Below are 26,996 nucleotides of genomic sequence, written 5' to 3'. Positions count from 1 at the left end.
GGTTGCCCCGGCTGTCCAGTATCTCGCGTGCGTGAATGTCGATGATCGTGCTCATGATGCCGGTCCCTGAAGCTGCAGTAAGTTGCCAGCCTCATACCAGCACCCGGCAGAAAGTAAACGGGGCGCGTTAACGCTAACGCCTCGATTTGCTTGCCTTTAGGGCTAACAATTTCCTGTTTGCGCCAACGTGCGACGATCCGTCAGACCGCAACCGCCAATTCGCGGGCCAGTCTGCGTTCCCGAATGAACGTATACATGCCCGATCCAATGATCAGCGAAGCGCCTGCTATCGTCATCAGATCGGGGCGTTCACCGAACATCATCATTCCTGCCGCAATCGAGAACACAAGCCGTGTGTAGCGGAACGGGGTCAGAGCCGACGCTTCCCCGACTCGCATAGCCGTGACGATGCCGTAGTACCCCAGAACACCAAAGCCGATGGCGCCCAGATAAGGCCCGACCTGCATCACCTGCAATGGCACAACAGGCTGGGCCGAGAATACCATCAACACCGCTCCTGCCAACGCGACGGCGACATAGGCCTGCAGCGCCACAACTGATGAGGCCACCCGAACATCCAGCCGACGGGTGATCAGATCGCGTGCAGCAATCGCAACGACGGTGGCGACAACAAACAGCGACTCGGGCTGAAACCCTTCAAGCCCCGGGCGGATAATCATCAGAACACCGATGAATCCGACGCCAATTGCGCTCCACCGGCGCCAGCCGACATGCTCGCCCAGAAACAGTGCCGCCCCCATGGTCACAGCCAGTGGCATCGCCTGGAACACGGCAGCCACGGTGGACAGTTCCACCAACGACAACGCTGTCACAAAGGTTAGCGCCCCGACAGCTTCGGTCCCGGCGCGGGCCAATGGCAGAGGTTGCCAGGCCACCGGATCAAAGATGCGTTTGCGGGTGACCAGGGACATGAGCACAAAGACAAGCCCGCAGAACAGCCCCAGCACGACCATGATCTGCCCAGTCGATACACTGATCGACAGGTGCTTGATGAACATATCCTCTAGCGAGAAGGCTGCCATCGATGCGATGATCAGCAGAATGCCGTTTACGTTGTTCATTTGTGCGTCCGTTGGGATGGGCTGACAAAACATGAGCCCTAAAGGCACCAAAACCGTAACTTTCGCGACGTCGCAAGCAATATAGCGACATGATTGATGATTTGCCGTGAGGCGATCAATCGTTTTTTGTGATGGATCAGTCCTGTTTGAGCGGCACGCCGTACAGTTCCAGACGGTGCCCTTTCAGCCGATACCCCAGCTTGGCCGCGATCTTTTCCTGCAGCGCTTCGATCTCGGGGTCGACAAATTCGATCACTTCGCCCGATTGCATGTCGATCAGATGATCGTGGTGGTCCCGCTCCGCATCTTCATAGCGTGCGCGGCCGTCACCAAATTCCAGACGTTCCAGAATCCCCGCCTCTTCGAACAGTTTTACCGTACGGTAAACGGTCGCGATCGAAATCCCCGAATCCTCGGCCGAGGCACGGGCATAAAGCTCTTCAACGTCCGGGTGGTCCTCGCTTTGTTGCAGCACATGCGCGATGGTACGGCGCTGGCCTGTCATGCGCAGGCCTTTGGCTTCGCACCGGGCGATGATCGTGTCGGACATTGTTACCCCCAGAGCTGTTCGGGTCTCTGTCTTAGTACGGATGTGCGGGCTGCGCCACAGGTGAATTGCCCTTTATGCTGCTCGCTGTAAATCGGCCCAGACAGGCAGATGATCCGAAGCGATATGCGCGGGCCGAGCGTCGTGTACCCCATGGGCCATTGCCAGCAACCCCTGCCCCAGCGCAATCCGGTCCAGTGCACCCAATGGCTGAGCCGCCGGAAAACTGGGTACGGGCGGCAGGAACCGCATATCGGGTGCGAGATGGTCCAGCACGGGTTGGCGCGACCATTCATTAAAATCCCCCGCCCAGACGGTTGGCATCTGGTTCAGTTCGGAATCGCATCGCCTGAGTTGCGTGATCTGCTGCCGCCGCGAAGCTGACAGAAGGCCCAAGTGCATTCCCATCACGCGCAATGGCCCTATCGGGGTGTCAAACTCCACACGTACAGCGCCACGTGGCTCGAATCCGGGCAGATCATGGTGCCCGGTCCGACGCACCTGGATGCTGTCTCCTCGCCAAATGACGGCGTTTCCGTGCCAGCCCAGACTGCCGGCGCCGCCGAGATCAACGACCTGCCAACCGGATTCCTCGAGCATGAAGTGGGGCAGAGCCGCAGGACGCGGCGGCAGGCGCTTATCCGCTTCCTGTAAAACAACGATATCGGCCTGCATCCCGTTCAGCACCTGCAGAATGCGCTGAGGTTGCCTGCGCAGGTCCAGCCCAACGCACTTCTGAATGTTATAGCTGGCCAGCCGCAGGGTCGATCGGTGTGTCATTGTGATCCGGGATTGCTATCGCCCACAAGATGCCACGTGCAGAGGCAGAGGCAAGCCCCTGTTTCAGAAACGCGCCTGTGAACCCTACTTCGGGATCGCAGTGTACCCGCTGGTATCAGAATCGATAGGTTGCTCCGATCACCGGTCCTGACTGAGTGAACGAATAATCGCTGCCGTTGATATCATGTTCAAAAGAAATATGCCGGTATCCGCCTCGCAGCAGCCACCTATCATTGATCGCGTAATCGGCCGTCAGCAGTACCTGCCAGGTTTCACTGCCGCTTCGAAACCCTCCATAATCCAGAAACGCAGTTCCGCTCCAGCTGTCAGTGAAAAAATACCGAGCACGCGCGCCGATAATCGGGTCTGTCCAGCTTGCATCGGCTGACGCACTCCGCCCCGGTGCGGTACCGGGCGTCAGTTGAAAATCCGTATCCGTGCTGTACCAGCGAAACCCGCCCGCCAGATCCACGTTGAGCGCTTTGTCCGAGTACACCCGATAACCCAGATAGCCGCTAAAGAACTGCGTTTTTACGGAAGTATTCAGATCACCATGCGCGGGGCCCGCAGTTGCAGTTGAAAAGGAAATATTCGTGTAATTGTAATCCGCCAACAGGCTCCAGCGGCCATTCGAAGCAGCGAACGTACCCATGAACGCCATGTCAAGATTGCTGAGCGCATCAGAGAAACTGAGCGTGGCGTCCAGTTCACCAAATGGGGTGTCCAATGTCGTTTCTGTCTCGGGCATAAACAGATAGATCGTAGCCTCGTAGGACCAATCGGAATGCTGCGCAGTCGCCGTATTCGCCGAAAGAAAACCGGTTGCAGCTACAAGGGCCAACTTCATTGCCCTTTGCGCTTTTCCAATTCCAAAAATCATTCAACTTCTCCTTCTACCTTCCAACACCCAAAATCCAGGTTGCAAAATTCTATTAAAATCAGCGTTTTGGCCTATGCGGCAGCCTCCGACGGTTCAGAGGCTTCACGCCCGGTCGGATTGATCCTGGTCTCTGGAAAGAACTCGGACCAGACATGCCAAAAGATCCCAGCGCGCAGCGTTTCGACCCGTTGCAATTGCCCTTGATCCGAATGCCCCCAGAAATCGCAGCCGGTTACGGGCTGACCGCTGTCGTTATACCAAACACCAAGACTTTCGTATTTTGGGTCCAGAGAGATCACGACATCCCGCCCACCAACTTGGGCATTCACAATCCAGTCATTGTCGATCACGAAATCATCGGTCCAGCACGCCGCGTCCTTTCCGATTGTAACCCCCCAGACCAGTGTCTTGTTCGGTAGGCGGTCATCCGAGCGCTCCATGTTGTCCATGACGGGCGCATCCTCCTGATGCTGGCGGCTGATGCCCCAGCCAAAAGTAATTTCGGTCGCCATATCCAACAGCCGCAGCAATGGATTAGAGGAAGGCCGGTTTAGAAAGACCTCACCTTCAGGGAAAGCCTTTTGAAACCCGCGGAAGGTCATCCGGTAGGTCGGCCACGGCGTCATCCGTGCCTCGGGGCGCAACGGACATGCGGGACCTTCCGTACCAGTATCTTGATCCGCTTCGCGAAAGCCGTAGATATGCTGGATCGGCTCGCCTGTCTCATTATCGCGCAGGATCAGGTTGTTGCCATGCTGTGCCAGAACCTCGAGGTCCAGTCGCTTACCTTCGATCCGGGGGATATAGCCCTGCCCCAGATTGGCCATTGCGCAATACGTCATGACGACATCTTCACCACCCAGTCCGGCTTCATTGCCCGCCAGATGAGGGCGCATGATCTGCGCGTCAGGATGCGCCCGAGCCTGGCCATTGTTTTCGATCACCACTACAGGTGCAGTCGGTCCGACATATTTGCGAGCTTCGGAGATTGGGAAATAGCGGGCGTCGTTCAGTTGATTGCGCAACCCGAGATGCACCCAGACATAGGGAAACCCATAGAGGAACAGAACCAACAGCCCTCCGAGCACCCATGCCCAGCGCGCTCCGCCCCCAAGGGCAAAATGCGCCAGCGTGGCCACCACAAACCCGCCCAGACCGATGGCGATAAACCTGTACTCATGACGAATAAACCGCACCATATTTTGGCGTTTGACCTTGAGTAGCATCTGCGACACGTCACCCAGATCGCGGAAGTAGACAAACCCGATGCCCAGTGATGCAAGCATGCCAAGTGCAAAAAGTATGTTTCCTATCATGTCTTCATCCTAAAGGTCTGATTGGAAATGTCGCGCACGTGGCTTCTGCGCGCGAACAGGTTTTATTGCTCCACAGACGCACGTTTGACCAGAAACGCCTCGACCGCTTGTTGGGTTTCAGGCCGGATATTCTCGATCCCTTCATACGGCACGCCATAGGCCGGCGGAGTATCCGGATATTTTTCTTTCCGAGCCATGTGGCGACCCAGGATGCGCGCAAACTCCTGCCCACCCCATGCGCCGACCTCGGTCGAAACCGAGTATTCCTCGCGGGTATCACGGTAAAGATCGAAGAATTTTGCCAGAATTGCGCTCTCGCCCGGCCCCGGTAGTTTCAGCTTCAGCTGATCTTTGACGACCGCCTCGGGTTTCGCGACGGAATAAATGATGACGTGATCCCGACGCGCTTTGGACTCGTCAGCAAACAGCAGCGCCGCAGACTGATCAACCCCATCCACCAGACGATCCCGCGGGATATATTGCTCTGCCCCGGCAAACCGGGACAACGTGGTGTACAGGTCCGAGACGTGCACGATGCTGTTCAACAGCCCATCAGCCTCGATCATTCCGGGCCACCGGATAAAGGCATCCACGCGCACGCCACCTTCGGTCGTGTCGCCTTTACCCCCGGCATAGATGAGCGGAGTAAAACCGGATTGCGGCGCGTATTTGGTGAAGTGGCCATTGTCACCCATAACAATGACGATGGTGTTCTCAGCAAGGCCGAGGTCATCCATGCGCGTGAATATGTCGCCCAGCCATTGATCCAACAGCTGCATCTTGTCGACGTAAAGACCACCATTAACGCTTTCGGGGCCTTCCCTACCGGCGCGCGTATTGTCCAGCGGGATCATGGGCCAGTACTGTAAGAAGAAGGGCTCTGCCCCACCTGCTAGACGATCCAATTCTTCCAGTGTTTTGTCCTGAAAAGCTTGGTTCATCTCATCATACTTGGCAGCGTTCCAGCGTTCGCCGGTTTCCATCCGGATTTCACGAATTGGTCCTCCGGTTTCGCCTTCTATCACTGTCATCATCGACGAGGCATCAGGCCGGAACCAGTCGTCTATGGTGTATTTGTCATCATAATCCCGGATCGCAACCGCGACCTGTTCCTTGATCGCATCGTCGTTGAAGATGGTCATCTGTCCTTGTTGGTGAATGGCGTGTTGCGCATAATCGAACCCCTGGTTCATGGCCCAACTTTCCGCGATGTCCCCCATATGCCACTTGCCCACATGGCTGGTGGCATAGCCTGCTTGCTTCAACACTTCAGCCAGCGTCACTTCGTTTTCAGGCAAGCCAAATCCAGCGATGTCAACGGTGGTATCACCCATTCCCATTCGCACCGGCAGGCGACCGGTCATCTGAGCCACACGCGTCGGCGTGCAAGAAGGTTCGGTATACATCCGCACCATTCGCAGCGCTTCATCCGAGAAATCGTTTATGTTGGGCGTCTGATATCCGCGCACCGCGTTCAGTTCCGGGATGCCCATGTCACCGAACCCCATGTCATCGATCAGCACACTCACGATGTTGGGCGGTTTACCTCCATTGCCTTCCTGAAACGCGGCCAACGCAGAATCGACGGCAGCGTCATCTTCTGCCCACTGATCGCCGTGCTGCGCCTGAAGGATATAGTATTCCGCGTCATGCGAAATGGGAGTGTCCTGTGCAAGTACCGGCGCAGCAGTCAGGGAGAAAACGAACGAATAAACCAAAGGAGACTTCATGTAACTTCCTTACTGACTAAGGGTTCTGCCGAGATCAGAGGATCAGATCGGCTCACATAGAAACATGCTAATCTAAGTTAACTGTTTTTCAAACAGTACGCTTGCTGCCCCCCAATACATGCCTGTTCAGCGCCCGGAGTAATCTCCGGACAACTGCCTCCTAACCGACGATTTAGGTGCCGCAGAAGGTTGCATGCACCACTTCACTGTCGGTCGGCGGTCGTGTCAGATCGTCGTTCCCAGCCTGTTCCGTGTAAGGCGATGCCAACACCGTGTTCAGCCGCTGCAACGGTGCGAAGTCGCCCTGCACGGCCGCCTGAATCATTTGCTCGACCCGATGGTTTCGCGGAATGAAGACCGGGTTCGCGGCTTCCATGGCAGCCTGTGATGAGGCTTCGCGCTGCAATCGCTCCTGCCAGTTCACAGACCAGCTATCGAATGCTTGAGGGTCGGTGAATTGATCCCGCGGCTTGTCACCTGTCAGAGCACGAAACGTATTGGTGAAATCCGCCTGGTTTTGCGCCATCCGCGTTAGCAAATCCGATATCAGTTGCAGGTCGCCATCTTCGGCAGTGCTCAGACCGATCTTGGCCCGGAAGCGATCCAGCCAATGACCTTGCATCAGATCGGGCATAGCGTGAACGATCTCGGTCGCCTCTTCAACGGCGGCCTCTTTGTCTTCGACCTGCTGGATCAGCGAGGTTGCCAGCTGTGCCAGGTTCCACACGGCGATTTCAGGCTGGTTCGAATACGCATACCGCCCCATCCGGTCAATCGAGCTGTAGACCGTGTTCGGGTGGTAGCTGTCCATGAAGGCGCATGGCCCGTAGTCGATCGTCTCGCCCGAGATCGCGCAATTGTCGGTGTTCATCACGCCATGGATGAACCCGACGCTCATCCAACCGGCAATCAAACGTGCCTGGGCATCGCGAACACCGCGCAGCAAACCCATCGGGCCATCCGCTTGCGGGTAGTGCCGCGCGATTGCGTATTCGGTGAGCTTTCGCAGGCGGTCCAGTTGTCCGCGCCCAGCAAAGACTTGAAATGTACCCACACGAAGGTGGCTTTGCGCCACACGAGTCAGCACCGCACCTGGCATCGGTCCTTCGCGCAAAACGACCTCGCCGGTCTCTACCGCTGCCAACGCGCGAGTCGTGGGAATGCCCAGCGCATGCATCGCCTCGGACACGACATACTCGCGTAGAACCGGACCCAGCCATGCGCGCCCGTCGCCCTGACGCGAAAACGGCGTCCGGCCTGAACCTTTCAGCTGTATGTCACGCCGAACACCGTCCGTGCCTACAGTTTCACCCAGCAATATCGCGCGTCCGTCCCCAAGCTGTGGGTTGTAGTGGCCAAACTGATGGCCGGAATACAGCTGCGCCAGCGGCTCGGCCCCTTCGGGCACGGCGTTGCCTGCAAAGGTTTCGGCCATCTCCTGTACGTCCCCGGGTGAGATGTTCAGGATTTTCGCTAGCGGTTCATTGAATGCAACCATCCGCGGAGCCCGCACCGGCTCGGGCGCTTGTCGCGCATAGAAACCATCCGGAAGGCGGGCGTAGCTGTTGTCAAACGGGATCATCAGGGTCATGTGGCAAACATAATTTGTATACCGGCAATTGCCATAGCGGATCATCCCGCGCCCCGTGCACAATTGCAGTCAAACAAACGAGGACCTCATGACGGCCCAAGAGATCATCGATCATCTGAACCTGCAACGCCACCCCGAAGGCGGCTGGTTTCGGGAAACGTGGAGGGCTGACAATCCCGGCCGCGCCACTGGAACCTGCATCTATTTCCTACTGCAAGCGGGTGAGAGCAGCCATTGGCACCGCGTCGATGCAACCGAGATCTGGCTTTACCACGCAGGCGCCCCCCTGATCCTGTCAATGAGCGAAACAGATCAGGGACCGGCCACGGATCACATACTTTCGCCGGATCTGAAGGCAGGTGCACCGCAATTGGTCGTACCTAAAGATCACTGGCAGGCGGCGCATACCACGGGTGACTACACTCTGGTCAGCTGCACCGTTTCACCGGGATTTGAGTTTGATGGGTTTGAATTGGCGAAAGCTGGGTTTGATATTGCTCGGAAGTGATCGTTCACTGCGCAGGGTCGCTCTTTGCGTTCTCTGACAAAGATTGCCGAGGGGCTACTTATCCACGCGCGCGAGTGCGAGCCCTAGACCGGATCCGAAAAAGAGCACCCCCGTCAGCTTATAGCGCAGCCGCCCAAGCCGAAGGATGACAGGTCTGGCCGTCTGCGCTGTTGCGGCCCAGATCAGATCTCCAAGAAAAATCACAGCGAGATAGATCGTCGCCGTCAACAATAGCGCATTAATCCCCGCTTCGGGCGCCACAAACTGTGGAAGAAAGGCAGCGTTGAAAATCAGCGTCTTCGGGTTGATCGTCGCAAGCAACAGACCTTGCCAGAATAGCGCTTTCACCGGTTTTCGACTGGGGGGCCGCTCTTCCATCTTCGCGGTTCCTTGTCGCCACGTCGAAACGCCAAGGTAAAGCAGATATGCAACACCCAGCCATTTCAACCAGATGAAAGCAGAGGCCGCGAATTGCAGAAGCGCGGATAAACCCAGAACCACGACCGCCAGTTGCAGCGCGACTCCTACGGTCGTTCCCAGGACAGTCGCCGCACCGAAGCGAAACCCATTTGCGATGGTGTTTGCAACAATGAGCGCGACATTGGGGCCGGGAATAGCAACGAGAAGCGCAGTAGCGCCGACCAGAGCGATGATGAGGCTTGGTTCCACCGAGAATATCCTTTCAGGTCAGACCCTAAGCAGACTTTTCTTAAATGTCAGCAAAGTTTCGCAGAATGGCAATCTGGTAATGGCAGTCGCATAGCTGTTGTGAGCCTAAGGCAAACATCGCGGCAGTACTCAATCTGCTTTTGGATGAACCCAAACCTCGGCATCTGGTTCGTGGTCAGCACGAGTACCATCGGTCTTGGCTCCAAGACGCATCGCGACGGCCTGCGAACGACGGTTCTCGTGATGGATGTAACTCTCTAACCGATTGAATCCATGACACCGATGCGCCCAGCTACGAACGGCCGCCGCGGCTTCGGTTGCATATCCATTGCCTTCCGCACCGTCAAAGAGATGCCATGCCAACTCCACTTGCGGCCAATTGGAGTGTTTGAGCAGCCCTACTCGGCCTAGTGGAGTGCCCCCCTTACGCGGAACCAATGTAAAGAAACCGAAACCGTGCCAGTGCCAATGGCCGATACCCGTTAGAAAACCGAACCAAGCTTGTTCCTTGCTAACCGTTTCATCTTGCGCCTGCATTCTTGAAGAACTTGTCACGAAACGTGTGAACTCAGCCAGATCGCTTTTTAGTGGGCCACGCAGTGTTAACCGTTCCGTTTCCAGGATTGGTGCAGACGTCAAAGGTTCGGGCATCCGGGACTCCATTCTTGCCAACCTCTTGGCTTCTATATTCCGTGACGGCGAGGTTAACACGCCAATTTCAGCCTCGGAGTGAGCGACCGCTTCGTCGGTATGCGCGCACGTGTTTACCCGAGAACGAGCCGCCCGATCGGCCGACCCTCACTCCGTAAAACCAAGCCTACAACAGGCGCTTGGCATAAGAGGCGCGCGTAATTTCCATGTCCTGAACCGTTATGCTTCCAACATCGGGCAGCGCTTGCGCCAGAAGTTCGAGTATTTTCTGGTTGAGTTGCGTCCGAGTCAGCTCATCGCGCCCCTCCATCAGCAAAAGCGTCGCGTGGACGAACGTCTGAGGATCGGTTCCAATCCGAAAGAACTCGACCGGTTTTGCACGTACCTTAATGGTCGGCGGATCGAACACATCCTGCTCGGAAAGAACTGAAAACAACTGGTCGCACACTGATTGGATATCGTGGATTTGTTCTAGGCCTTTCGAAAACTCAATCGAAACGTGGGGCATGCAATATCCTTTTTCTAAACACGGCGCCTAGCAGGGCCGATACGCCTTCAGCCCCTTGTGTAGCCCGATAATCTGGGCGTTGGTATCCGATACACCAGCTTGTTCGCTCGGCAGACAGATGCGACCCCAAGTTAAACTGTTCCTGTTTCGGGCGAATGTGGGTGGCATTGAAGGTGGCAAGGAAGGTCAGGGACTGAAGCCCCTGACCGGCTCTGGTTTACCAGGTCGAGTCGGGGTCAACCTTGAACAGATGCTCCATGAACACCCGGGTGACCGCCTGCAAATGTTCAGTGCGGGCGTGGTCGCGTTGCAGTTCTGCGGGAACGACGTTCCAGGTGATTGGCTCGACGCCGGCCTCGATCATTCGACGCATGCCGTTTTCATGGCTTAACTGGGAAATCGAACCGACTGCGTCCTCGGGCACGTATACGTCATACCCTGATTTTTCGGCTTCAATCGCAGGGTATGCCAAGCAAACATCAGTCCAAAGGCCTCCCATGATCAGCTTTTTCCGCCCGGTTGCTTCAACGGCGGCAACAAACTCGGGCTCTTCCCAGGCGTTCACATTAGTCCGGTCAATGAACACGGCGTTTGGGGCCAGCTCACGCAGTTCCTCGATCATTGGATCGTAGCCATTCAATCCCACTGCAACATGGCTGAAGATGATCGGGATATCGTAGATTACCGCGGTCTTGATCAACCCGGTGGTATTATTGATCAGCTCTTCATGGTCGATGTTCTTGACCCCCGCCAGAATTGGCGGCTGGTAGTCGATAAGGACCAGCACCGAGTTGGTTGGTGACAGAAAAGGGTCTTCGTCCGCAGCCCGCACCGGCGTGCCCTGATAGCCCTCGGGGTAGGTGGCAACGCCATCTACTGTTTTGATCATCGGAGTTTCTGCCAGTACCGGCAGCGCTGTGGCAGCGATGCTCAGGCTCAGAGCTGTTGCGAGGGGTTTGAGAGATAAGGTCATGAGAGTTGCTCCTTTGGATGTAAGGGGTTAGGCGTGAACGTGCTCGGCAATCAGCTGCGCGACTGACGGCCCTGGGCCGACAAGCTCAAGCACGTTGCGATCCGGATCGCGGATGAAGATGGTTTTGGTGCCCCGAAATTCACGACGGCCGGTGATGCCGATACCATTTTCGGTGACAAAGGCTTCGGTCGCTTCGGCGTCTTTAACCTTTACGGCCAGGTGAGTGATGCCGGGGTATTTCTCAACCTCGTCCATCAGAACATTTTCACCGGCTTTTGCGGTGGCCGGACCAAGCAGGTTGATGTTGATCCCGGACGGGTGCAACATCACTAGCGGATGGCCGTTGTCATAACCGCCGTCAGCGATCATTTCGAATCCCAACAGCTCATAAAACGAAACAGACGCGTCCCGGTTGCTGATGCGAATACCGATGTGATCGAAGTTTCTAATATCCAACATGGCTGTGCCTTTCCTTTGCTTGCAACAAAGGTAATTTTGCCCGTATCAAACTTTAATAGCTCAATTGGAACGGCATCTATTCCAAATGGATCAGAATAAAGACCTCTTTGACGGCATGGTTCTGTTCTGCGCTGAGGTGGCGCAGGAAAGCATGAGTGCAGCGGCCAAATTGCTGGGACATACACCCAGCCACGTCAGCAAGGAAATTGCGCGACTTGAAACGAGGCTTGGGACGCGGCTTTTGAACCGGACAACACGACGGTTAAGCCTGACGGAATCTGGCCGCATCTACTATGAAAATGCCCGCCGAATTGTAGAAGATGCCCATGCCATGCAAGATCGATTGCATTCGTTAGGCGACCAACCCTTTGGAGAATTACGGATGAGTGTGCCGGTGGTCTTTGCACACGGTTGGCTAAATCACTGGTTGCCCGAGTTTCTTGACTGCTACCCTGACATCAATCTCCACCTGGACATTTCTGAACGTCATTCGGACATGATCGGAGAAGGTATAGATTTGCTGGTTCGGATTGGGACCCTGCCATCGTCCGATCTGATAGCCCGAGAGATACTGCGCACGCGGGGTCTTACAGTGGCATCCCCGTCCTATCTGAAACGCAATGGCACCCCGCATCACCCTAACGACCTAAAAGATCACGAACTGATCGATTTCTCGTTTCACGGGATCACGCAAAGCTGGACCTATGCGGGGCCGGATGGCGAGGGAATTGCGGTGCCAGTTTCTCCTAGGGTACGATGCGATGACGCGCACACCGAAAAAGTGCTTGCCCTTGCAGGCCGCGGGATTACCCGCCTCCCTCAGATCTCCTGTCAGGCCGAACTGGACGCCGGAACTCTGGTTCCCATTCTAACGAAGTTCGAGAACCCCCCGCTTGGCGTTCATGTGATCTATGCGAGCCGTGACAACCTGCCAGCAAAAACTCGTGCCATGATCGACTTCTTGGCCGAAAAGATTCGTTGAATTTTTTGTCTCTTACCGGATGCAAATTTCCTTCGAAGGTTTTGCAACGAACGAAAGTTGAACTTCAATCAGACATTGTAGCGGCTACGGTCAAAATCAGCTTTTTCCGCTAAGCCCCTATTAAGAAACGCAACCTTCACCCCGCCGCGCCCGCTGAAACCGCACTCACAACCCCGCCACCTACCAGAGCTTTCACACCGGTCGTCCCCGGGCATGAAGTTGGCAATCCACGCGCCACCCGGACGGCGAGATAGGCAAAGGCCTGCGCCTCGAGCATGTCCCCGTCCAGACCGACGGTCTCGACCGGTTCGACCGGGCAGTCCAGCGAAACCCGCAACATCTCCATCAACACCGGGTTGTGCCGACCGCCGCCTGTGACCAGAACGCGAGCAGGTGGTTTTGGGCAATGCTCCATCCCTTTTGCGACCCCGGCAGCGCACATGGCTGTCAATGTGGCCACCGCATCTTGGTCGTTCAATTGTCGCACCAGTTCGACCATCTCGGCAAAGTCATTGCGATCCAGAGATTTTGGCGGCATTCGGGCAAAGAACGGTTCTGCAAGAAACAGTTCTAGCGCTCCCGGTTCGACTGCCCCATTGCGGGCGACCGCACCATCCCGGTCCATCGACTGCCCCAGACGCGCCTGCATCAAATCGTCGACAGGTGCGTTCGCGGGCCCGGTATCAAAAGCCAAAAGTGCTCCCGGGGCCTCGGGGCCGTCAAAGGACGGATCCACATAGGTTAAATTGCCTACCCCGCCGAGGTTAAGAAAGCACAAAGGGGCATCGGCTTCGATCCACTTGGCACAGGCAAAATGAAAGAACGGCGCCAAAGGTGCGCCCTCACCGCCCATAGCCACGTCATCGCTGCGGAAATCCCAGACAACCGGGAGGCCTAGTGCCTGAGACAAGCTAAGACCATCACCTACTTGCAGCGTCCCGCGTCCGCGAGGTTCATGCGCAAGGGTCTGGCCGTGAAAACCAATCAGGTTCGCATCTTCGAATTCCGCCAAAAGGTCAGCATGTGCATGCGTCACCAATTCGCCGGCAGTCTCGACTTGTGCACCATGCCATTGACCCAACGCGTCACGCAGTTGCGCGCGTTCGGCTTTGGTATAAGCCCGGTACGCGCTTGGGCCGAATCCGAGAATCTCATACCCGTCCGTTTCGACCACAGCAGCGTCCACGCCGTCTAGCGATGTGCCGGACATGGCTCCTAGCGCCCTGACTGCCCCAGTTTTTCCGATGATCCGGCTCACTCGCGCATCTCCTGCCAACTTCTGCCCAGCGTCGTTCCGGTATTTGCCCAAACCCGACGATCTGGGCAAGTTGCCCATTTTCTCGGATCCAAAGCAAGGCACCTGCCGCGAAAACAATGAATATTGAGACCAAATCGAGGCCGGATCAGCACAACCAGACGGCGAAACTCGATCTGGCGCGCCCGCCAATTTATTACCGAAGCGCTGGCATTTTCCGATCTCGCGCCACTTCGCTCGGCTTCAGAGCGCATCAACAGAGCAGCACTTACCCACCTCTTTGAATTGGTGAGCCACAGCTGTCGCGTTTCTTGGAAAAGGCACCTTTTCCTTGCCGATTCCCGCGCCTATACAGTGCCTCGCAATACTAACCCGAGGCACGATATGAACTACCACCCCAAATCGGAATTCATCGCCACGATGATCGAGCGCGGCTTTCTCGCCGACTGCACCGATTATCAGGGCCTTGACGACGCGCTGATCAGTGGGGTGCAAACAGCCTATATCGGTTATGACGCCACGGCGCAGTCGCTGCACGTGGGGCATCTGATGAACATCATGGTGTTGCGCTGGTTGCAGAAATGCGGGCACAAGCCGATCACACTTATGGGCGGCGGAACCACGAAGGTCGGCGACCCATCATTCCGGTCGGACGAACGCCCCTTGCTGGGACCCGAGCAAATCGATGCCAACATCGCGGGCATGCAGAAAGTGTTCGCCAAGTACCTGTCCTATGACGACAGCGAAACCGGCGCGAAGATGCTAAACAATGCAGAATGGCTGGATAGCCTGAACTACCTCGATTTCCTGCGCGATATCGGACGGCACTTCTCGGTCAACCGGATGCTGAGCTTTGAATCGGTGAAATCGCGTCTGGATCGCGAGCAGTCGCTCTCGTTCCTCGAGTTCAACTACATGATCCTTCAGGCCTATGATTTCCTGGAGCTGAACCGTCGATATAACTGCGTGTTGCAGATGGGCGGTTCGGATCAGTGGGGCAACATCGTTAACGGCATCGACCTGACCCGACGTGTGCTGGATCACGAGATTTATGGTTTGACCACACCGCTGCTGACCACCAGCGACGGCCGCAAAATGGGTAAATCCCAGGGCGGCGCAGTCTGGCTGAATGACGAGATGCTGTCGGCTTACGAGTTCTGGCAGTTCTGGCGCAACACTACCGACGCCGATGTCGGCCGGTTCCTGAAAATCTTCACCGAACTGCCTGTTGATGAATGCGACCGTATGGGCGCACTGGCAGGGTCCGAGATCAACGAAGCCAAGGTTCGTCTCGCCAACGAGGTCACGACCCTTCTGCACGGTGTTGAAGCCGCTGCAAAGGCCGAAGCCACAGCCCGCGAAGTCTTTGAAAAAGGCGGTGTTGGAGGGGATTTGCCAACATTGACCCTCAGCGCCGATGAGCTGGGCGAGGGCATGTCCATCGTACAGATCATCGTGAAATCCGGGCTTGCAAAATCAGGTAAAGAGGCCAAGCGTCTGATCGCCGAGAACGGAGCGAAGTTGGACGACGCCCCATTGACTGACGCGGGGCTGATGATTGACGCGGGTGCCCTGTCCTCGCCCATCAAGCTGAGCGCCGGTAAGAAACGTCACGCTCTGGTGCAGCTGGGTTAATTCACCTTCCTCCCGAGAAAACGGCCACCTGATCAGGTGGCCGTTACGTTATGATCAAGGCGTATCAGCTTCTTTAGCGCTTGCCCTTGCCGCCCCCTTTACCGTCGCCGCCTTTACCGCCGCCGTGGCCACCTTTACCGCCCCCTTTACCGTCGCCGCCCTTGCCGCCGCCGTGGTCGCCCTTGCCGCCCCCTTTACCGTCGCCGCCCTTGCCGCCGCCGTGGCCGCCCTTGCCGCCACCTTTACCGTCACCGCCCTTGCCGCCGCCGTGGCCACCTTTGCCACCGCCTTTGCCGTCGCCGCCCTTGCCGCCGCCATGACCACCTTTGCCAGGGCGGTCATTGCCGCTGCCGTCGCCAGGTTCGTCATTGCCGCCGCCGTCGCCGGGTTCTTCGTTGCCTCCACCGTCACCGGGGTCTTCATTGCCGCCACTGTCGCCGGGGTCTTCGCTGCCGCCGCCGTCACCGGGCTCTTCATTGCCGCCGCCATCACCGAGGTCTTCATTGCCGCCGTCACCGGAACCATTATCCGGGGACACCGAATCGCCAACCTGTGCCAAGTCAGAGCTGCGATCTTCACCGCGATTGGCATTGCCGGCGCTTCCAATCGAAGCGGTTGGAAAATCTGTCAAAAGCGCCGCCAGTCCTGGACATTCAGCGCCGGTCACGCGAAGGGTTGTTTCGAAGTCTGATCGTCGCTGAAGCCGCTCCAGGAAGCTTGGGGTCACCTGCGCACAATCGCAGAGCGCCGCATAATCACCCGCATTGGTCAGGCTACGCGCCGTGTTTCCGTTGCACGTTTCAGGCGCAGCTTCTGCAGATCCTACTATCAAAACTCCCACGAATGGTGCGGCGACCATCGCACCCATGGTCTTAATCATTAACTTTCGCATCTCGTTACCTCCTTGCACCAAAACACCCGGGTGCGTCAGAGTCATCGATCACGAATTGGCGAAATGGCGTGAAGCGCAAATTAAGATTCGCTGAGAAAGCCCGCGTTCACGCCAGAAATCCGGCATCCACAGTGTATTGACCACTCATATCAGTAGACAGAGGTAGGCCAACGCGATAAATGAACAAGTGTTCAAATCTTGGGAGGAGACCGCCATGCACCTGTCCACCACTTCGGCCATCATTACCGGAGGCGCCTCTGGTCTGGGTGAGGCCACAGCCCGCTACTTTGCTGAAAATGGCGCGCAGGTCACGATCTTGGATCGCGACGCCGATCGCGGCGCTCAGGTAGCGGCTGAGATTGGCGGGTATTTTGCGCAGACAGATGTGACGGACGAAAATTCGGTCGCGGCAGCTGTCTCGCTTGCGATGGAAAAGATGGGGCGGATCACAGCAACTGTGAACTGCGCGGGCGTTGCCTATGGGATCAAGACAGTCGGCAAGGATGGCCCCCATCCTTTAGATGCGTTTCAACGCACGATCGATATCAATCTGGTGGGTACATTCAATGTCTCGCGACTGGCCTCTGCCGAGATGGCCAAGAATGCGCCCGAACCGGACGGCGCGCGCGGTGTGATCATCAACACGGCCTCTATCGCCGCCTTTGACGGGCAGAAGGGGCAGACTGCCTATGCCGCGTCCAAAGGCGGCGTTGTTGGCATGACCCTGCCCATGGCGCGGGATCTCGCGTCGACCGGTATCCGCGTAATGACCATCGCGCCGGGTATCTTCATGACCCCGATGCTGGCGGGCCTGCCCGATGAGGTACAACAACAACTGGCTGCGGACGTGCCCAACCCTGCCCGACTGGGTGACCCGCGCGAATATGGTCGTCTGGCTGGCTTCATCGTCGAGATGGGGTACCTGAACGGTGAAGTCATCCGCATCGACGGTGCCCTTCGTATGCGTTAGGCATGACGCATGACCGAACGGGAAAAGATGGAAGCAGGAGTATGGTACAGCTGCCTGGACCCGGAGCTCGACGCGTTGCGCGCCAAAGCCCGCCGCGCCGTTCACGCACACAATACCTGTGATCCCGACACGCGTGACGCGATGGGCCCGGCCTTACGGGAGCTGTTTGCCGACGCGGGAAATGGCTGTTTTCTCGAGGCGCCCTTTCACTGCGCCTATGGCATGAATATCCATCTGGGCAATCGGGTCTATTTCAACGCCGGTTGCATCATTCTGGACACGGCACGGGTTCAGATCGGGGATAATTCCATGTTTGGGCCGAACGCCCAAATCTATTGTGCGCAACACGCGAAAGAATCGGCTGAACGCGCTCGCGGGTTAGAGGTCGCCCTGCCCGTCACTATCGGCCGGAACGTCTGGGTCGGCGGTGGCGCCATCATCCTGCCCGGAGTGACAGTTGGCGACAACGCAATCATCGGAGCAGGCAGTGTGGTGACAAAAGACGTGCAAGAAGGCCAGACGGTGGTCGGAAATCCGGCACGTACCATCTGACGAATCAAATCTCGGTACGCGGCGATGTTGGCAGCTTGATACACTCGCGCGTTTTGCGGCTTGCAGACCGAAACTATTCGGCCTCGGCTTTTTCCTCGAGCATCAACCATTCGTCTTCGAAAGCGGCCAGTTTTTCCTGCCGCTCGACCAACGCTTCGGTGGCTTTCTGAAATTTGACCGGCTCGCGCGTGAACAGTTCTGGGTCCGACATTAGCTCTTCCAACTTGGCAATCTCTGCCTCCAGTCGCGAAATCTCGGCCGGGAGGTTTTCCAACCGGTGTTTTTCCGAAAACGAAAGGCCTGCCTTCGGCTTACTTTCCTGCTTTACCTTCGGCTTCGAGGGTTTTGATTTTTCTTCTGTTTTCCCGAGAACATCGCCACGCTGCGCGATGTAATCCGACCATCCACCAGCGTATGCGGTCGCCCGTCCGTTACCTTCCATCGCGATGGTCGTTGTGGCGACGCGGTCCAGAAAATCCCGATCGTGGCTGACCAAGAGGGCTGTGCCGTCATAGTCATCCAGCAACTCCTGCAGCAGATCCAGAGTCTCGACGTCCAGATCATTGGTCGGTTCATCCAGCACCAGCAGGTTTGACGTTTTAGCCATCAGCTTTGCCAACAACAGCCGCGCTTTTTCACCGCCAGACAATGATTTAACTGCCGCTCTTGCTTGCGCATCGTCGAACAGGAATTCCTTTAGATAGCCCACCACGTGTTTCGGCTGGCCCCGCACCATCACCTGATCGGCTTTGCCCGAGACCCGCATCTCGGGGTCGCCGGTCAGACTGTCCCAAAGGCTCATTTCCGGGTCTAGTTGCGCACGGGTCTGGTCAAATACAGCGACCTCAAGATTAGTCCCCAATGAGACAGCACCTTGATCGGGCGTTTCCTGACCCAGAAGCATCTTCAGCAGAGTTGTTTTGCCCACGCCGTTGGGGCCGACAAACGCCACCCGGTCGCCGCGCTGCACCAACAGGTCGAAGTTCCGCACGATTTGTTTTTCACCGAAACCTTTCGTCAGCCCCTTGGCTTCGATCACCTTGCGCCCGGATTTTGGACCGGATTCCAATGACATGGCGGCCGATCCTTGTCGCTTGATCTGTGCCGAACGCTCTGCGCGCAGTGCTTGCAGGGCTCGGACGCGTCCCTGATTGCGTTTGCGCCGCGCGCTGATGCCTTCTACGGCCCAGCGGGCCTCGGATTTGATCAGCCGGTTCAACTTGTGGCGCTGCTGATCTTCTTCTTCCCAAATCTTGTCGCGCCACGTCTCAAAGGACTCAAAGCCCTGTTCCTGTCGCCGCACGGCACCCCGGTCGATCCAGAGCGTCGCCCGCGTCAGGGCGCGCAGAAAGGCCCGGTCGTGCGATATCAGGACAAATGCCGCCCGCGTGGCACCCAGTTCGCGTTCCAGCCAAGCGATGGCTTCGATATCCAGATGGTTCGTCGGTTCGTCCAGCAACATCAGGTCAGGCGCTTCAGCCATCAGCTTGGCCAACGCCGCCCGCCGCCGTTCCCCACCCGAGGCCGTCTCGACCGGGCGCGAGGGATCAAATTTCAGGCCTTCTCCGGCGCGTTCAACCTTGTACAGCTCACCCGGCTCCAACCCGCTGGAAGCGTAATCGCCAAGTGTGGCAAATCCCTGCATCCCCGGATCCTGCTCCATGTAGCCCACAGATTTTCCAGGAGGTATCACGATATCACCGTGGTCTGCCTCGACCAGGCCCGCCATCACTTTCATCAAAGTGGACTTACCCGAACCGTTGCGCCCCACCAGAGCAACACGATCACCTGGCTGGACAACCAGATCCAAACCGGAAAACACCGGATCACCCCCGAAGGTCAGGGAAATGCCGGACATCTGCAATAAAGGAATTCTCGCCATGCCCGCCAGCTAAACCGGCTTGCGCAAAGCGTCAACGCCCCGGCTTCAGGTTTTCGGAAATACTCAATTACCCGGCAATAGTGCGCAGCAGACGTTTGCGTGCCGGGGGAATCGTCTTGATTTCGAGCCCTGTGAAGACGTGCAGGGTATTCAAGTGCCGGTCCACAACCGCATGATCGCTAACCCAGCCACCCATCGACAGATAGGTGCGCAACAGCGGCGGCATCCTCATCATTGCTTTTTTCGCGTCCGGCCTGCGCCGCAGACGCGAAGCAAAGCGGAACACATCGTTTGCCTTGACACGCGGTAACCAGCGTTTCGGTCCGAGGTGCCGGTGTTTGAGTACAGCAAACGCGTCCAGATACACGGCCGTTTCAGTCCCTGCGAAAGATGAACAGCCAAACAACATCTCGACTTCATTCTGATCAACATACGAAGTCATGGCTCCCCACGCGACCCGCAATATATCAGGATCATTCCAATCGGGATGAATACAGAATCGCCCCATTTCCACCATGGGCCCTTTGAAGTCCTGGAGGGCGGCGAGGTCGTAGAACTGCGCTGAATAGCTGTCCCCGATCTTAGTTCCGTCCTGCATCATAAGCATTCGGAAACAGCACACCATTTGGCCACCGGCCCTCATGTCTTCAATCAGGATATGAGTGCAAACCCGGTCAAATCGGTCGCTGTCGGTCCCATCGGTGCTAAAGGCCTGTGTGCGCAGGCCCTGTGCAGCAGCAATATCCTTTTCTGATTGCGCGACACGGGCCCGATAGCGGCCTTTGGTCAACAAAACTGCTTTGGCCATGGTCGCATCCTCCGCGGTTGCCGACCTGTGTTTCGCTATCCGTCCCCTAGCACAAGATGTGTGACCATCTTGTGACGGCATCAAGGGTCGTCACAAAATCAGTTGCTGACCCCCGGAATGTTTGCCGGGTTGAACTGACCGATATTGCCAAGCAATTGCCGCAGGAAGCTCTTGTTCTCGATACTGGAATCCGTGACGCGCCGGTCCAGAACAATGATGTAGCCGTCCTCCAGCCCGAATCGCTCGATGTTTCGCACCACACCACGCTGGTCAAAGCTAACGGCAACCAACTCGCGCGAAACGACCTCGGGCCGTTTGGGGCCGCGATAGCGTACGCGCGATGCGACATAATAGTATCCGGAATCCTGCAACACGCCGGAGGAGCTTGGCGCGCCCAGAGCTTCAAGCACGGTATCACGGTTATCGACCCCTACTTTGACCTCGGCCAATTCTTCGGGGGTCGGCACGTAACCGTGATTCTTGAATACTGGCGAGCAGGCCATCGCGGCCAGAAGGGCACCAAAGGCCAGCGATTTAAACACTGGTTTCATCTTGTTTGTCACCTTCACTATTCACACCCTCTTGCCTTGGCACCTTTCGGCTTCTATCCGATTACAGAAACCATTGCCTTGGTTCAACACAGGAAAGGGTCTCGAATGACCGGATCAAATCCGCTGCGCGTCGCGGATCTGCAGCAAAACACCCCGACACCGTTTGATTTGCGCCCTGGCGCGGCTGCTCTGGATGTACTCAAACAGGAGCTCGGACTGCTGGGTCTTCGCAAACTGTCCTTTGTCGGCACGGTGCAGGCGCAGGGCAAGCACGATTGGGTGCTGACCGGAAAACTGGGCGCGACCGTTATTCAACCTTGCGTGATCACGCTGGATCCTGTCACCACGCGGGTAGAAACCCAAGTGCGCAGGGTTTTTCTGGCTGATTGGGCAGAACCGCACGAACCCGAGTTCGAAATGACCGATGACGACGAAACAGAACCGCTGGGCTCTGAAATCGACCCATCTCAGGTCATGACTGAGGCTCTGTCGCTGGCTCTGCCTCAATATCCGCGCAAAGCCGATGCCGAGATCGGACAGACCGGCTTTACTGAGCCAGGTAAACAGGCAATGACCGACGATGACGTAAAGCCCTTTGCAGGGTTGGCAGAATTGCGCGACTCGTTAAAAAAAGACGAGTGACATAGGTCTGTTTTCCTGTCATAGCAGGCCCTCAGAAAAATCGCTTGAACATGCCGAGAATCGCAGTATTTTCGCGCGCTCATCGGAATTTGGGTTGGACATCGCGGGGCTCGTCCCCTAAACGCGCGTCGAACCACGTGAAAAACGAAGAATGAAACCCGGTCGGCGGCGAATCTGCTGACCCTTAGTAGACAAAGGTTGAGACCATGGCCGTCCAACAGAACAAAGTTTCCAAGTCGCGTCGCAACAACCGCCGCGCACACGACGCTCTGGTTGCTGCAAACCCGAACGAATGCCCGAACTGTGGCGAGCTGAAGCGCCCGCATCACGTTTGCGCATCCTGCGGCCACTATGATGATCGCGAAGTCGTCGCACAAGCCGACGAAATCGATCTGGACGAAGACGCAGCCTAAGCCCTATCGAGCGCAGGCAAAGGTATGACGGATCAGCCCTCGCAAACCGGACGGATAGTCATCTCGGTTGATGCTATGGGCGGAGATTCGGGGCCCGCTGTTGTTGTGGCGGGAATAGCCAAGTCTGCGGACAAGAACCCGAAGATCGGGTTCATCCTGCACGGTCAGGAAAATGTGCTGCGAAAACTGGTTGCCAAACGGCGCGTTCTTGATGGGCGCGTCGTTTTTCGTGATTGCCCGGATGTTGTCACGATGGAGGACAAGCCCAGCCAGGTCGTTCGCAATGGCAAGCAGACCTCGATGTGGTCGGCGTTGGAGTCGGTCCGTGAGGGCGAGGCTCATGGCGCCGTATCCTGCGGCAACACTGGCGCATTGATGGCGCTGTCGATGATGCGCCTGCGTAAACTGCCCGGCGTCAACCGCCCTGCCATTGCGATTCTGTGGCCTTCGCGCAACCCGCAAGGGTTCAACGTGATGCTGGATGTGGGCGCGGATGTGCGGGCAGACGCGAAAGATTTACTGCAGTTTGCACTGATGGGCGCCTCGTATGCCCGCAACGGTATGGCGCAGACCCGCCCTCGGATTGGCCTGCTGAACGTGGGTACTGAAGAGCACAAGGGGCGCGCAGAACTTAAAGAAGCTCACGCGATGATTTCGGATTTTGCCGAACGTGCAAATTTCGACTTTGTGGGTTTTGTTGAAGGCAGCGACATTCCGGGCGACAAGGCGGATGTCATTGTTACGGATGGGTTTACCGGCAATGTCGCGATTAAGACGGGCGAAGGCACAGCCAGCCTGATCGGTGATTTGCTGCGTCAGGCATTCAAGTATTCTCCGCTGTCGCGCCTGGCTTCGATCCTGGCTATCACCTCTCTGAACCGCCTGAAGAAGCGCATCGATCCAAGACGCGTCAATGGCGGAGTGTTTCTGGGCCTCAACGGAACAGTTATCAAATCCCATGGCGGGGCTGACGCCACGGGCGTTTCAGCGGCGGTAAAGCTGGCCTTTACACTCGCGGAATCCGGATTTTCAGAAAAGTTGGCCGCACGGGTTGCATCCACAGCCGAGCTTGAACAAGATGCCGCGCATTCTGCGTCGCAGACAGAATAATAACAAAAAAGGCAGTACCCCAGCATGGCAGGCCGCTCAGTTGTCGTAGGTGTCGGGCATTATCTACCGGAACGTGTCGTACCGAATGCCGAGTTTGAAAAGACACTGGACACATCAGACGAATGGATTCGCACCCGATCCGGGATCGAACGCCGCCATTTTGCCGCCGATGACGAGACGACCTCGGATTTGGCGACACGTGCGGCTGAGGCAGCTCTTGCTGATGCAGGCCTTGAAGCGAGCGACATAGACGCGATCATTCTTGCAACCTCGACGGCAGATCTGACCTTTCCTTCTGCTGCAACCATGGTTCAGGCCCGGCTGGGCATGACAAACGGTTTCGCTTTTGATGTTCAGGCTGTTTGCGCCGGATTCGTTTTCGCACTCAGCAATGCCAACGCCTTGATCCTGTCCGGTCAGGCCAAAAGAGTTCTGGTCATTGGGGCGGAAACCTTTTCGCGAATCATGGACTGGACTGATCGTTCGACCTGTGTGCTTTTCGGCGATGGCGCAGGCGCTCTGGTGCTGGAAGAGCAAGACGGGCAAGGTTCCCCATCGGATCGTGGAATTCTGGCGACTGACCTGCATTCAGATGGCCGCTACAAGGACTTGTTGTACGTAGACGGGGGCGTTTCGACCCAGTCCACCGGGCATTTGCGGATGCAAGGCAATCAAGTCTTCCGCCATGCTGTTGAAAAACTTACGAAAACTGCAGAAACCGCGTTGGAACGCGCCGGGCTCAGCAGCGAAGAAGTTGATTGGATTGTCCCGCATCAGGCCAATATCCGCATTATTCAGGGCACAGCCAAGAAAATGGGTCTGCCGATGGAACGGGTCGTGGTTACGGTACAGGACCACGGAAATACATCCGCTGCATCCATTCCTCTGGCACTGTCTGTGGGCAAGGAACGCGGCCAGATCAAGCAAGGTGATTTGATCGTGACCGAAGCCATCGGCGGGGGTCTGGCCTGGGGCGCGGTTGCCCTGCGCTGGTAACTGGCACAATCCGGCTTACAGAGCCTCCTGCAATTCATTGATATTGACAGTGAATTTCCCATCGCCATATGCTCTCCTATCAACAGGGGAAAAAGCATGGGCGACAAAACACTGACCCGAATGGATCTGAGCGAGGCCGTCTTTCGTGAGGTTGGCCTTTCACGCAATGAAAGTGCGCAACTGGTCGAAAGCGTTCTGAACCACATGTCGGATGCGCTGGTGCGCGGCGAACAGGTCAAGATCTCGTCTTTCGGTACGTTCAGCGTACGGGACAAAACTGCCCGCATAGGTCGCAACCCCAAAACCGGTGAAGAAGTGCCGATTAAACCCCGCCGCGTTCTGACATTCCGCCCGTCGCACCTGATGAAGGATCGCGTCGCCGCTGGGAACCGCAAGTAAACCCCGAGGCCAGCAAAAATGAGCAAGTCCCCCGACGCCTTTCGCACCATCAGTGAAGTTGCGGATTGGCTGGGTGTTCAGGCCCATGTGCTGCGCTTTTGGGAAAGTCGATTTACACAGGTGAAACCGGTCAAACGCGCCGGAGGGCGCCGGTACTATCGCCCCAATGACATGCGCCTGCTGGGCGGCATCAAGAAGTTGCTTCACGATGACGGCATCACGATAAAGGGTGTCCAACGCATTCTGCGCGAAAAGGGCGTGGCGAATGTGGCCGCACTCTCCCCCCCTCTGGACGACGAATCTCAGCAGGCGAAAAGCTCGGTGGTTGAGAGCCCTGTTCCGCAAGCCGAAGCCTCTGAGGAAAGCACTGTCGTACCTTTCGCAGCTAAGCCCACCCCAGAGGAAGACAGACAGTTCGGTATGGACCTGACAACACCTGCTGCTGCTGCCAACGGACAGGTTTCCACGCCCCCCGAGGCCCCTGTTTTTCTGACCGAGCCGTCTGGTCAGAACGATCTGGATACGGCTCCATTGTTGGGTGGAATCGCTTCGCTGACCTGGCAGGTCGAGGATTTCGATCCGCAGGTTCTGCGCCGGATCGCACCCATAGCCAAAGACCTGCGTGCCTGGCTGGACCGGGTTGAAACCCAACCGGTGGGATAAGAATAAAAGGCGATGATTTCCTCTTGCCCCTGCCGGGAAAGTCTTTATGAACACCTCAACGTCGGGCTATGGCGCAGCCTGGTAGCGCGTCCGTCTGGGGGACGGAAGGTCGCAGGTTCGAGTCCTGCTAGCCCGACCAAATCACACCGACGTTTATGGCAGACAGGCCAGATCCCGCTCTGGCACCAGGGGGGATCGGAATGACAGGCGTATGCCCAAACCAACAGATCGAAGCAATGATCACACGGGGTGAGATCACGGCCAGTCCGGATGTCCTTTCGGCGCAAATTCAGCCAGCCAGCCTTGATCTGCGTTTAGGAACAGTCGCTTACCGCGTGCGTGCCTCTTTCCTTGCAGGCGAAGGTCGCACCGTCGCGGATCGTCTGGCCGAATTTGAGATGCACCGCATCGACATCACCGACGGCGCCGTGCTTGAGAAAGGCTGCGTCTATCTGGTGCCCCTGATGGAATCCCTGGCGCTGTCTCAAGACATGACTGCTGTGGCCAATGCCAAAAGTTCGACCGGGCGGCTGGACCTACTGACCCGCACGGTCACTGATGGAGGCACCGAGTTCGACCGCGTTCCTGCGGGCTATTCCGGCCCACTCTATGCCGAGATTTGTCCGCGTTCATTTTCAGTTCTGGTACGTCCGGGAATGCGCCTTAACCAAATCCGCTTCCGACAGGGTCAGGCAGTACTGAGTGACACCGAACTGACCACACTGCACAGCGCGTCCCCTCTGGTTGATGGCCCTGCAGTTATTCAAGACGGGCTGGGGTTTTCGGTCGATCTTCAGCTGCCGGACACTGATCTGGTCGGATTCCGCGCCAAACCGCATACCGGCGTGATCGATCTGGACCGCATTGGTGGTTATGATCCGCAGGATTACTGGGAAGAAGTGCGTACCACAGACGGTCGCATCATACTTGATCCCGGTGCGTTCTATATTCTGGTCAGCCGCGAAGCGGTGCACATCCCGCCGATGTATGCCGCCGAGATGGCCCCCTATCTGGCTATGGTGGGCGAATTCAGGGTGCATTATGCAGGCTTCTTCGATCCTGGCTTTGGTCATGCAGCCGCAGGCGGAGCAGGTTCACGAGGTGTCTTGGAGGTGCGATGCCATGAGGCGCCTTTTGTGCTGGAGCACGGACAGGTCGTTGGACGTCTGGTTTATGAGAAGATGGCCGAGATGCCCACGCAGCTTTATGGGGCAGGTATTGACTCGAATTACCAGGGGCAAGGCCTGAAACTATCAAAACATTTCAAGGCAGTAAGTTAGGATTCAGAATTTCATGAAGCGTCGCATTTGACGCGTCATCCGCTGGGCATGTTTCATGTTCTGCCCTTGCCGGACGGTTTTATCCTGCATGTGGCGCGCGCCTTCGGGATCACGCGATGAATTCTGACCGGACTCAGGCTTGCGACCTACCCCGCTTGCCATATTCAGCCCTTTGTCGACCCCGCGAGTCACAAGACGGCGCATCACCTGACGCACGATCATGTCGATGATCCGATTGGCGTTCATTGCTCTCTCCGTTTTCCGATCTTCAA

30 protein-coding genes and 1 tRNA gene are annotated in these 26,996 nt (G+C 57.0%); 13 read left to right on the top strand and 18 right to left on the bottom strand.

The genetic code is table 11. The features are described from left to right. Nucleotides 1-200: 200 nt before the first annotated feature. The 7 genes from AC2TDA_RS04540 to AC2TDA_RS04510 form a co-directional block, all read right to left on the bottom strand. Nucleotides 201-1,082, bottom strand: coding sequence for a DMT family transporter (locus AC2TDA_RS04540; RefSeq protein ID WP_480846957.1), 882 nt, complete (start codon nucleotides 1,080-1,082; stop codon nucleotides 201-203). A gap of 136 nt (nucleotides 1,083-1,218) precedes the next feature. Next, on the bottom strand, nucleotides 1,219-1,632 hold the full coding sequence (locus AC2TDA_RS04535; protein WP_480846955.1) for a Fur family transcriptional regulator: 414 nt from the start codon (nucleotides 1,630-1,632) through the stop codon (nucleotides 1,219-1,221). Nucleotides 1,633-1,704: 72 nt separating this feature from the next. Continuing rightward, complete coding sequence (locus AC2TDA_RS04530) at nucleotides 1,705-2,409, bottom strand: endonuclease/exonuclease/phosphatase family protein (RefSeq protein WP_480878953.1); 705 nt, start codon at nucleotides 2,407-2,409, stop codon at nucleotides 1,705-1,707. A 115-nt stretch (nucleotides 2,410-2,524) separates the two neighbouring features. Continuing rightward, a complete protein-coding gene (locus tag AC2TDA_RS04525) occupies nucleotides 2,525-3,289 on the bottom strand; it encodes an outer membrane protein (RefSeq protein WP_480878952.1) in 765 nt (254 codons plus the stop codon). Between the two features lie 71 nt (nucleotides 3,290-3,360). Continuing rightward, a complete protein-coding gene (locus tag AC2TDA_RS04520; protein WP_480878951.1) occupies nucleotides 3,361-4,605 on the bottom strand; it encodes a DUF3179 domain-containing (seleno)protein in 1,245 nt (414 codons plus the stop codon). A gap of 62 nt (nucleotides 4,606-4,667) precedes the next feature. Continuing rightward, nucleotides 4,668-6,335: a sulfatase-like hydrolase/transferase gene (locus tag AC2TDA_RS04515; protein WP_480878950.1), complete on the bottom strand. Its 1,668-nt coding sequence runs from the start codon at nucleotides 6,333-6,335 to the stop codon at nucleotides 4,668-4,670. A 172-nt stretch (nucleotides 6,336-6,507) separates the two neighbouring features. Beyond that, on the bottom strand, nucleotides 6,508-7,926 hold the full coding sequence (locus AC2TDA_RS04510; protein WP_480878949.1) for a protein adenylyltransferase SelO: 1,419 nt from the start codon (nucleotides 7,924-7,926) through the stop codon (nucleotides 6,508-6,510). 88 nt (nucleotides 7,927-8,014) lie between these two features. Between AC2TDA_RS04510 and AC2TDA_RS04505 the strand changes: the two genes are divergently transcribed. Next, a complete protein-coding gene (locus AC2TDA_RS04505; RefSeq protein ID WP_480878948.1) occupies nucleotides 8,015-8,434 on the top strand; it encodes a cupin domain-containing protein in 420 nt (139 codons plus the stop codon). A gap of 54 nt (nucleotides 8,435-8,488) precedes the next feature. Here the strand turns inward: AC2TDA_RS04505 and AC2TDA_RS04500 are convergent, their stop codons facing one another. From AC2TDA_RS04500 to AC2TDA_RS04480, 5 genes are all read right to left on the bottom strand, one after another. Then, entirely contained in the window at nucleotides 8,489-9,103 is a 615-nt protein-coding gene (locus AC2TDA_RS04500) for a LysE family translocator (protein WP_480878947.1), read from the bottom strand. A gap of 129 nt (nucleotides 9,104-9,232) precedes the next feature. Next, nucleotides 9,233-9,754, bottom strand: a complete 522-nt coding sequence (locus tag AC2TDA_RS04495; RefSeq protein ID WP_480878946.1) for a GNAT family N-acetyltransferase — start codon at nucleotides 9,752-9,754, stop codon at nucleotides 9,233-9,235. 166 nt (nucleotides 9,755-9,920) lie between these two features. Then, the gene (locus AC2TDA_RS04490; RefSeq protein WP_480878945.1) at nucleotides 9,921-10,262 is read right to left on the bottom strand and encodes a 5-carboxymethyl-2-hydroxymuconate Delta-isomerase; all 342 of its coding nucleotides are present in this window, start codon (nucleotides 10,260-10,262) and stop codon (nucleotides 9,921-9,923) included. A 217-nt stretch (nucleotides 10,263-10,479) separates the two neighbouring features. Next, nucleotides 10,480-11,235, bottom strand: a complete 756-nt coding sequence (locus AC2TDA_RS04485) for a hydrolase (protein WP_480878944.1) — start codon at nucleotides 11,233-11,235, stop codon at nucleotides 10,480-10,482. A gap of 27 nt (nucleotides 11,236-11,262) precedes the next feature. Continuing rightward, on the bottom strand, nucleotides 11,263-11,694 hold the full coding sequence (locus tag AC2TDA_RS04480) for a VOC family protein (RefSeq protein ID WP_480878943.1): 432 nt from the start codon (nucleotides 11,692-11,694) through the stop codon (nucleotides 11,263-11,265). A gap of 85 nt (nucleotides 11,695-11,779) precedes the next feature. On the opposite strand from AC2TDA_RS04480, the gene AC2TDA_RS04475 reads away from it, so the two are divergent. Then, nucleotides 11,780-12,676 (top strand): LysR family transcriptional regulator, encoded by an 897-nt coding sequence (locus tag AC2TDA_RS04475; protein WP_480878942.1) that lies wholly within the window; start codon nucleotides 11,780-11,782, stop codon nucleotides 12,674-12,676. Between the two features lie 136 nt (nucleotides 12,677-12,812). Here the strand turns inward: AC2TDA_RS04475 and AC2TDA_RS04470 are convergent, their stop codons facing one another. Then, a complete protein-coding gene (locus AC2TDA_RS04470; protein ID WP_480846983.1) occupies nucleotides 12,813-13,886 on the bottom strand; it encodes an anhydro-N-acetylmuramic acid kinase in 1,074 nt (357 codons plus the stop codon). A 429-nt stretch (nucleotides 13,887-14,315) separates the two neighbouring features. Here AC2TDA_RS04470 and tyrS point away from each other — a divergent pair, with 429 nt between their 5' ends. Next, nucleotides 14,316-15,566, top strand: coding sequence for a tyrosine--tRNA ligase (gene tyrS / locus AC2TDA_RS04465; RefSeq protein WP_480878941.1), 1,251 nt, complete (start codon nucleotides 14,316-14,318; stop codon nucleotides 15,564-15,566). A gap of 73 nt (nucleotides 15,567-15,639) precedes the next feature. Here tyrS and AC2TDA_RS04460 read toward each other — a convergent pair whose 3' ends face one another. Beyond that, complete coding sequence (locus tag AC2TDA_RS04460; RefSeq protein ID WP_480878940.1) at nucleotides 15,640-16,458, bottom strand: hypothetical protein; 819 nt, start codon at nucleotides 16,456-16,458, stop codon at nucleotides 15,640-15,642. A 214-nt stretch (nucleotides 16,459-16,672) separates the two neighbouring features. Between AC2TDA_RS04460 and AC2TDA_RS04455 the strand changes: the two genes are divergently transcribed. Next, a complete protein-coding gene (locus AC2TDA_RS04455; protein ID WP_480878939.1) occupies nucleotides 16,673-17,428 on the top strand; it encodes a 3-hydroxyacyl-CoA dehydrogenase in 756 nt (251 codons plus the stop codon). Nucleotides 17,429-17,437: 9 nt separating this feature from the next. Then, complete coding sequence (locus tag AC2TDA_RS04450; RefSeq protein ID WP_480846936.1) at nucleotides 17,438-17,980, top strand: sugar O-acetyltransferase; 543 nt, start codon at nucleotides 17,438-17,440, stop codon at nucleotides 17,978-17,980. Nucleotides 17,981-18,053: 73 nt separating this feature from the next. Here the strand turns inward: AC2TDA_RS04450 and AC2TDA_RS04445 are convergent, their stop codons facing one another. From AC2TDA_RS04445 to AC2TDA_RS04435, 3 genes are all read right to left on the bottom strand, one after another. Further along, the gene (locus tag AC2TDA_RS04445; protein ID WP_480878938.1) at nucleotides 18,054-19,862 is read right to left on the bottom strand and encodes an ABC-F family ATP-binding cassette domain-containing protein; all 1,809 of its coding nucleotides are present in this window, start codon (nucleotides 19,860-19,862) and stop codon (nucleotides 18,054-18,056) included. Between the two features lie 67 nt (nucleotides 19,863-19,929). After that, nucleotides 19,930-20,670 carry a GNAT family N-acetyltransferase gene (locus AC2TDA_RS04440; RefSeq protein ID WP_480878937.1) on the bottom strand — a complete coding sequence of 247 codons (741 nt, stop codon included), beginning with the start codon at nucleotides 20,668-20,670 and terminating at the stop codon, nucleotides 19,930-19,932. 98 nt (nucleotides 20,671-20,768) lie between these two features. Beyond that, the gene (locus AC2TDA_RS04435; RefSeq protein WP_480878936.1) at nucleotides 20,769-21,221 is read right to left on the bottom strand and encodes an outer membrane protein assembly factor BamE; all 453 of its coding nucleotides are present in this window, start codon (nucleotides 21,219-21,221) and stop codon (nucleotides 20,769-20,771) included. Between the two features lie 105 nt (nucleotides 21,222-21,326). Between AC2TDA_RS04435 and AC2TDA_RS04430 the strand changes: the two genes are divergently transcribed. The 8 genes from AC2TDA_RS04430 (at nucleotide 21,327) to AC2TDA_RS04395 (ending at nucleotide 26,724) form a co-directional block, all read left to right on the top strand. Continuing rightward, entirely contained in the window at nucleotides 21,327-21,863 is a 537-nt protein-coding gene (locus AC2TDA_RS04430; RefSeq protein ID WP_480878935.1) for a YceD family protein, read from the top strand. 206 nt (nucleotides 21,864-22,069) lie between these two features. Beyond that, complete coding sequence (gene rpmF / locus AC2TDA_RS04425; RefSeq protein WP_008756996.1) at nucleotides 22,070-22,276, top strand: 50S ribosomal protein L32; 207 nt, start codon at nucleotides 22,070-22,072, stop codon at nucleotides 22,274-22,276. A gap of 24 nt (nucleotides 22,277-22,300) precedes the next feature. Continuing rightward, the gene (gene plsX, locus AC2TDA_RS04420; RefSeq protein ID WP_480878934.1) at nucleotides 22,301-23,386 is read left to right on the top strand and encodes a phosphate acyltransferase PlsX; all 1,086 of its coding nucleotides are present in this window, start codon (nucleotides 22,301-22,303) and stop codon (nucleotides 23,384-23,386) included. 24 nt (nucleotides 23,387-23,410) lie between these two features. After that, a complete protein-coding gene (locus AC2TDA_RS04415; protein ID WP_480878933.1) occupies nucleotides 23,411-24,382 on the top strand; it encodes a beta-ketoacyl-ACP synthase III in 972 nt (323 codons plus the stop codon). A gap of 96 nt (nucleotides 24,383-24,478) precedes the next feature. After that, a complete protein-coding gene (gene ihfA, locus AC2TDA_RS04410; RefSeq protein WP_298385582.1) occupies nucleotides 24,479-24,781 on the top strand; it encodes an integration host factor subunit alpha in 303 nt (100 codons plus the stop codon). A gap of 18 nt (nucleotides 24,782-24,799) precedes the next feature. After that, complete coding sequence (locus tag AC2TDA_RS04405) at nucleotides 24,800-25,444, top strand: MerR family transcriptional regulator (RefSeq protein WP_480878932.1); 645 nt, start codon at nucleotides 24,800-24,802, stop codon at nucleotides 25,442-25,444. Nucleotides 25,445-25,506: 62 nt separating this feature from the next. After that, a tRNA-Pro gene (locus AC2TDA_RS04400) sits at nucleotides 25,507-25,583 on the top strand. A 61-nt stretch (nucleotides 25,584-25,644) separates the two neighbouring features. Continuing rightward, a complete protein-coding gene (locus AC2TDA_RS04395) occupies nucleotides 25,645-26,724 on the top strand; it encodes a 2'-deoxycytidine 5'-triphosphate deaminase (RefSeq protein WP_480878931.1) in 1,080 nt (359 codons plus the stop codon). Between the two features lie 3 nt (nucleotides 26,725-26,727). On the opposite strand, the gene AC2TDA_RS04390 is transcribed toward AC2TDA_RS04395, so the two are convergent. Continuing rightward, the gene (locus AC2TDA_RS04390) at nucleotides 26,728-26,970 is read right to left on the bottom strand and encodes a hypothetical protein (protein WP_480846926.1); all 243 of its coding nucleotides are present in this window, start codon (nucleotides 26,968-26,970) and stop codon (nucleotides 26,728-26,730) included. Between the last annotated feature and the right edge of the window lie 26 nt (nucleotides 26,971-26,996).

The sequence above is a fragment of the Ruegeria sp. HKCCD6426 genome, assembly GCF_057221115.1.
Note: the sequence above shows the minus strand (reverse complement) of the source record. Positions and strands in the feature narration are given on the sequence as shown.

Excerpts from the sequence above, each read along its gene's own strand:
- AC2TDA_RS04535 (WP_480846955.1), bottom strand. The coding sequence starts at position 1,632 with ATGTCCGACACGATCATCGCCCGGTGCGAAGCCAAAGGCCTGCGCATG.
- AC2TDA_RS04445 (WP_480878938.1), bottom strand. The coding sequence starts at position 19,862 with ATGGCGAGAATTCCTTTATTGCAGATGTCCGGCATTTCCCTGACCTTC.
- AC2TDA_RS04490 (WP_480878945.1), bottom strand. The coding sequence starts at position 10,262 with ATGCCCCACGTTTCGATTGAGTTTTCGAAAGGCCTAGAACAAATCCAC.
- rpmF (WP_008756996.1), top strand. The coding sequence starts at position 22,070 with ATGGCCGTCCAACAGAACAAAGTTTCCAAGTCGCGTCGCAACAACCGC.
- AC2TDA_RS04480 (WP_480878943.1), bottom strand. The coding sequence starts at position 11,694 with ATGTTGGATATTAGAAACTTCGATCACATCGGTATTCGCATCAGCAAC.
- AC2TDA_RS04525 (WP_480878952.1), bottom strand. The coding sequence starts at position 3,289 with ATGATTTTTGGAATTGGAAAAGCGCAAAGGGCAATGAAGTTGGCCCTT.
- AC2TDA_RS04510 (WP_480878949.1), bottom strand. The coding sequence starts at position 7,926 with ATGACCCTGATGATCCCGTTTGACAACAGCTACGCCCGCCTTCCGGAT.
- AC2TDA_RS04515 (WP_480878950.1), bottom strand. The coding sequence starts at position 6,335 with ATGAAGTCTCCTTTGGTTTATTCGTTCGTTTTCTCCCTGACTGCTGCG.
- AC2TDA_RS04415 (WP_480878933.1), top strand. The coding sequence starts at position 23,411 with ATGGCAGGCCGCTCAGTTGTCGTAGGTGTCGGGCATTATCTACCGGAA.
- AC2TDA_RS04390 (WP_480846926.1), bottom strand. The coding sequence starts at position 26,970 with ATGAACGCCAATCGGATCATCGACATGATCGTGCGTCAGGTGATGCGC.
- plsX (WP_480878934.1), top strand. The coding sequence starts at position 22,301 with ATGACGGATCAGCCCTCGCAAACCGGACGGATAGTCATCTCGGTTGAT.
- AC2TDA_RS04430 (WP_480878935.1), top strand. The coding sequence starts at position 21,327 with ATGACCGGATCAAATCCGCTGCGCGTCGCGGATCTGCAGCAAAACACC.
- AC2TDA_RS04460 (WP_480878940.1), bottom strand. The coding sequence starts at position 16,458 with ATGCGAAAGTTAATGATTAAGACCATGGGTGCGATGGTCGCCGCACCA.
- AC2TDA_RS04455 (WP_480878939.1), top strand. The coding sequence starts at position 16,673 with ATGCACCTGTCCACCACTTCGGCCATCATTACCGGAGGCGCCTCTGGT.
- AC2TDA_RS04440 (WP_480878937.1), bottom strand. The coding sequence starts at position 20,670 with ATGGCCAAAGCAGTTTTGTTGACCAAAGGCCGCTATCGGGCCCGTGTC.
- AC2TDA_RS04495 (WP_480878946.1), bottom strand. The coding sequence starts at position 9,754 with ATGCCCGAACCTTTGACGTCTGCACCAATCCTGGAAACGGAACGGTTA.
- AC2TDA_RS04520 (WP_480878951.1), bottom strand. The coding sequence starts at position 4,605 with ATGATAGGAAACATACTTTTTGCACTTGGCATGCTTGCATCACTGGGC.
- AC2TDA_RS04540 (WP_480846957.1), bottom strand. The coding sequence starts at position 1,082 with ATGAACAACGTAAACGGCATTCTGCTGATCATCGCATCGATGGCAGCC.
- AC2TDA_RS04485 (WP_480878944.1), bottom strand. The coding sequence starts at position 11,235 with ATGACCTTATCTCTCAAACCCCTCGCAACAGCTCTGAGCCTGAGCATC.
- AC2TDA_RS04405 (WP_480878932.1), top strand. The coding sequence starts at position 24,800 with ATGAGCAAGTCCCCCGACGCCTTTCGCACCATCAGTGAAGTTGCGGAT.
- AC2TDA_RS04450 (WP_480846936.1), top strand. The coding sequence starts at position 17,438 with ATGACCGAACGGGAAAAGATGGAAGCAGGAGTATGGTACAGCTGCCTG.
- ihfA (WP_298385582.1), top strand. The coding sequence starts at position 24,479 with ATGGGCGACAAAACACTGACCCGAATGGATCTGAGCGAGGCCGTCTTT.
- AC2TDA_RS04505 (WP_480878948.1), top strand. The coding sequence starts at position 8,015 with ATGACGGCCCAAGAGATCATCGATCATCTGAACCTGCAACGCCACCCC.
- AC2TDA_RS04475 (WP_480878942.1), top strand. The coding sequence starts at position 11,780 with ATGGATCAGAATAAAGACCTCTTTGACGGCATGGTTCTGTTCTGCGCT.
- AC2TDA_RS04530 (WP_480878953.1), bottom strand. The coding sequence starts at position 2,409 with ATGACACACCGATCGACCCTGCGGCTGGCCAGCTATAACATTCAGAAG.
- tyrS (WP_480878941.1), top strand. The coding sequence starts at position 14,316 with ATGAACTACCACCCCAAATCGGAATTCATCGCCACGATGATCGAGCGC.
- AC2TDA_RS04435 (WP_480878936.1), bottom strand. The coding sequence starts at position 21,221 with ATGAAACCAGTGTTTAAATCGCTGGCCTTTGGTGCCCTTCTGGCCGCG.
- AC2TDA_RS04395 (WP_480878931.1), top strand. The coding sequence starts at position 25,645 with ATGACAGGCGTATGCCCAAACCAACAGATCGAAGCAATGATCACACGG.
- AC2TDA_RS04470 (WP_480846983.1), bottom strand. The coding sequence starts at position 13,886 with ATGTCCGGCACATCGCTAGACGGCGTGGACGCTGCTGTGGTCGAAACG.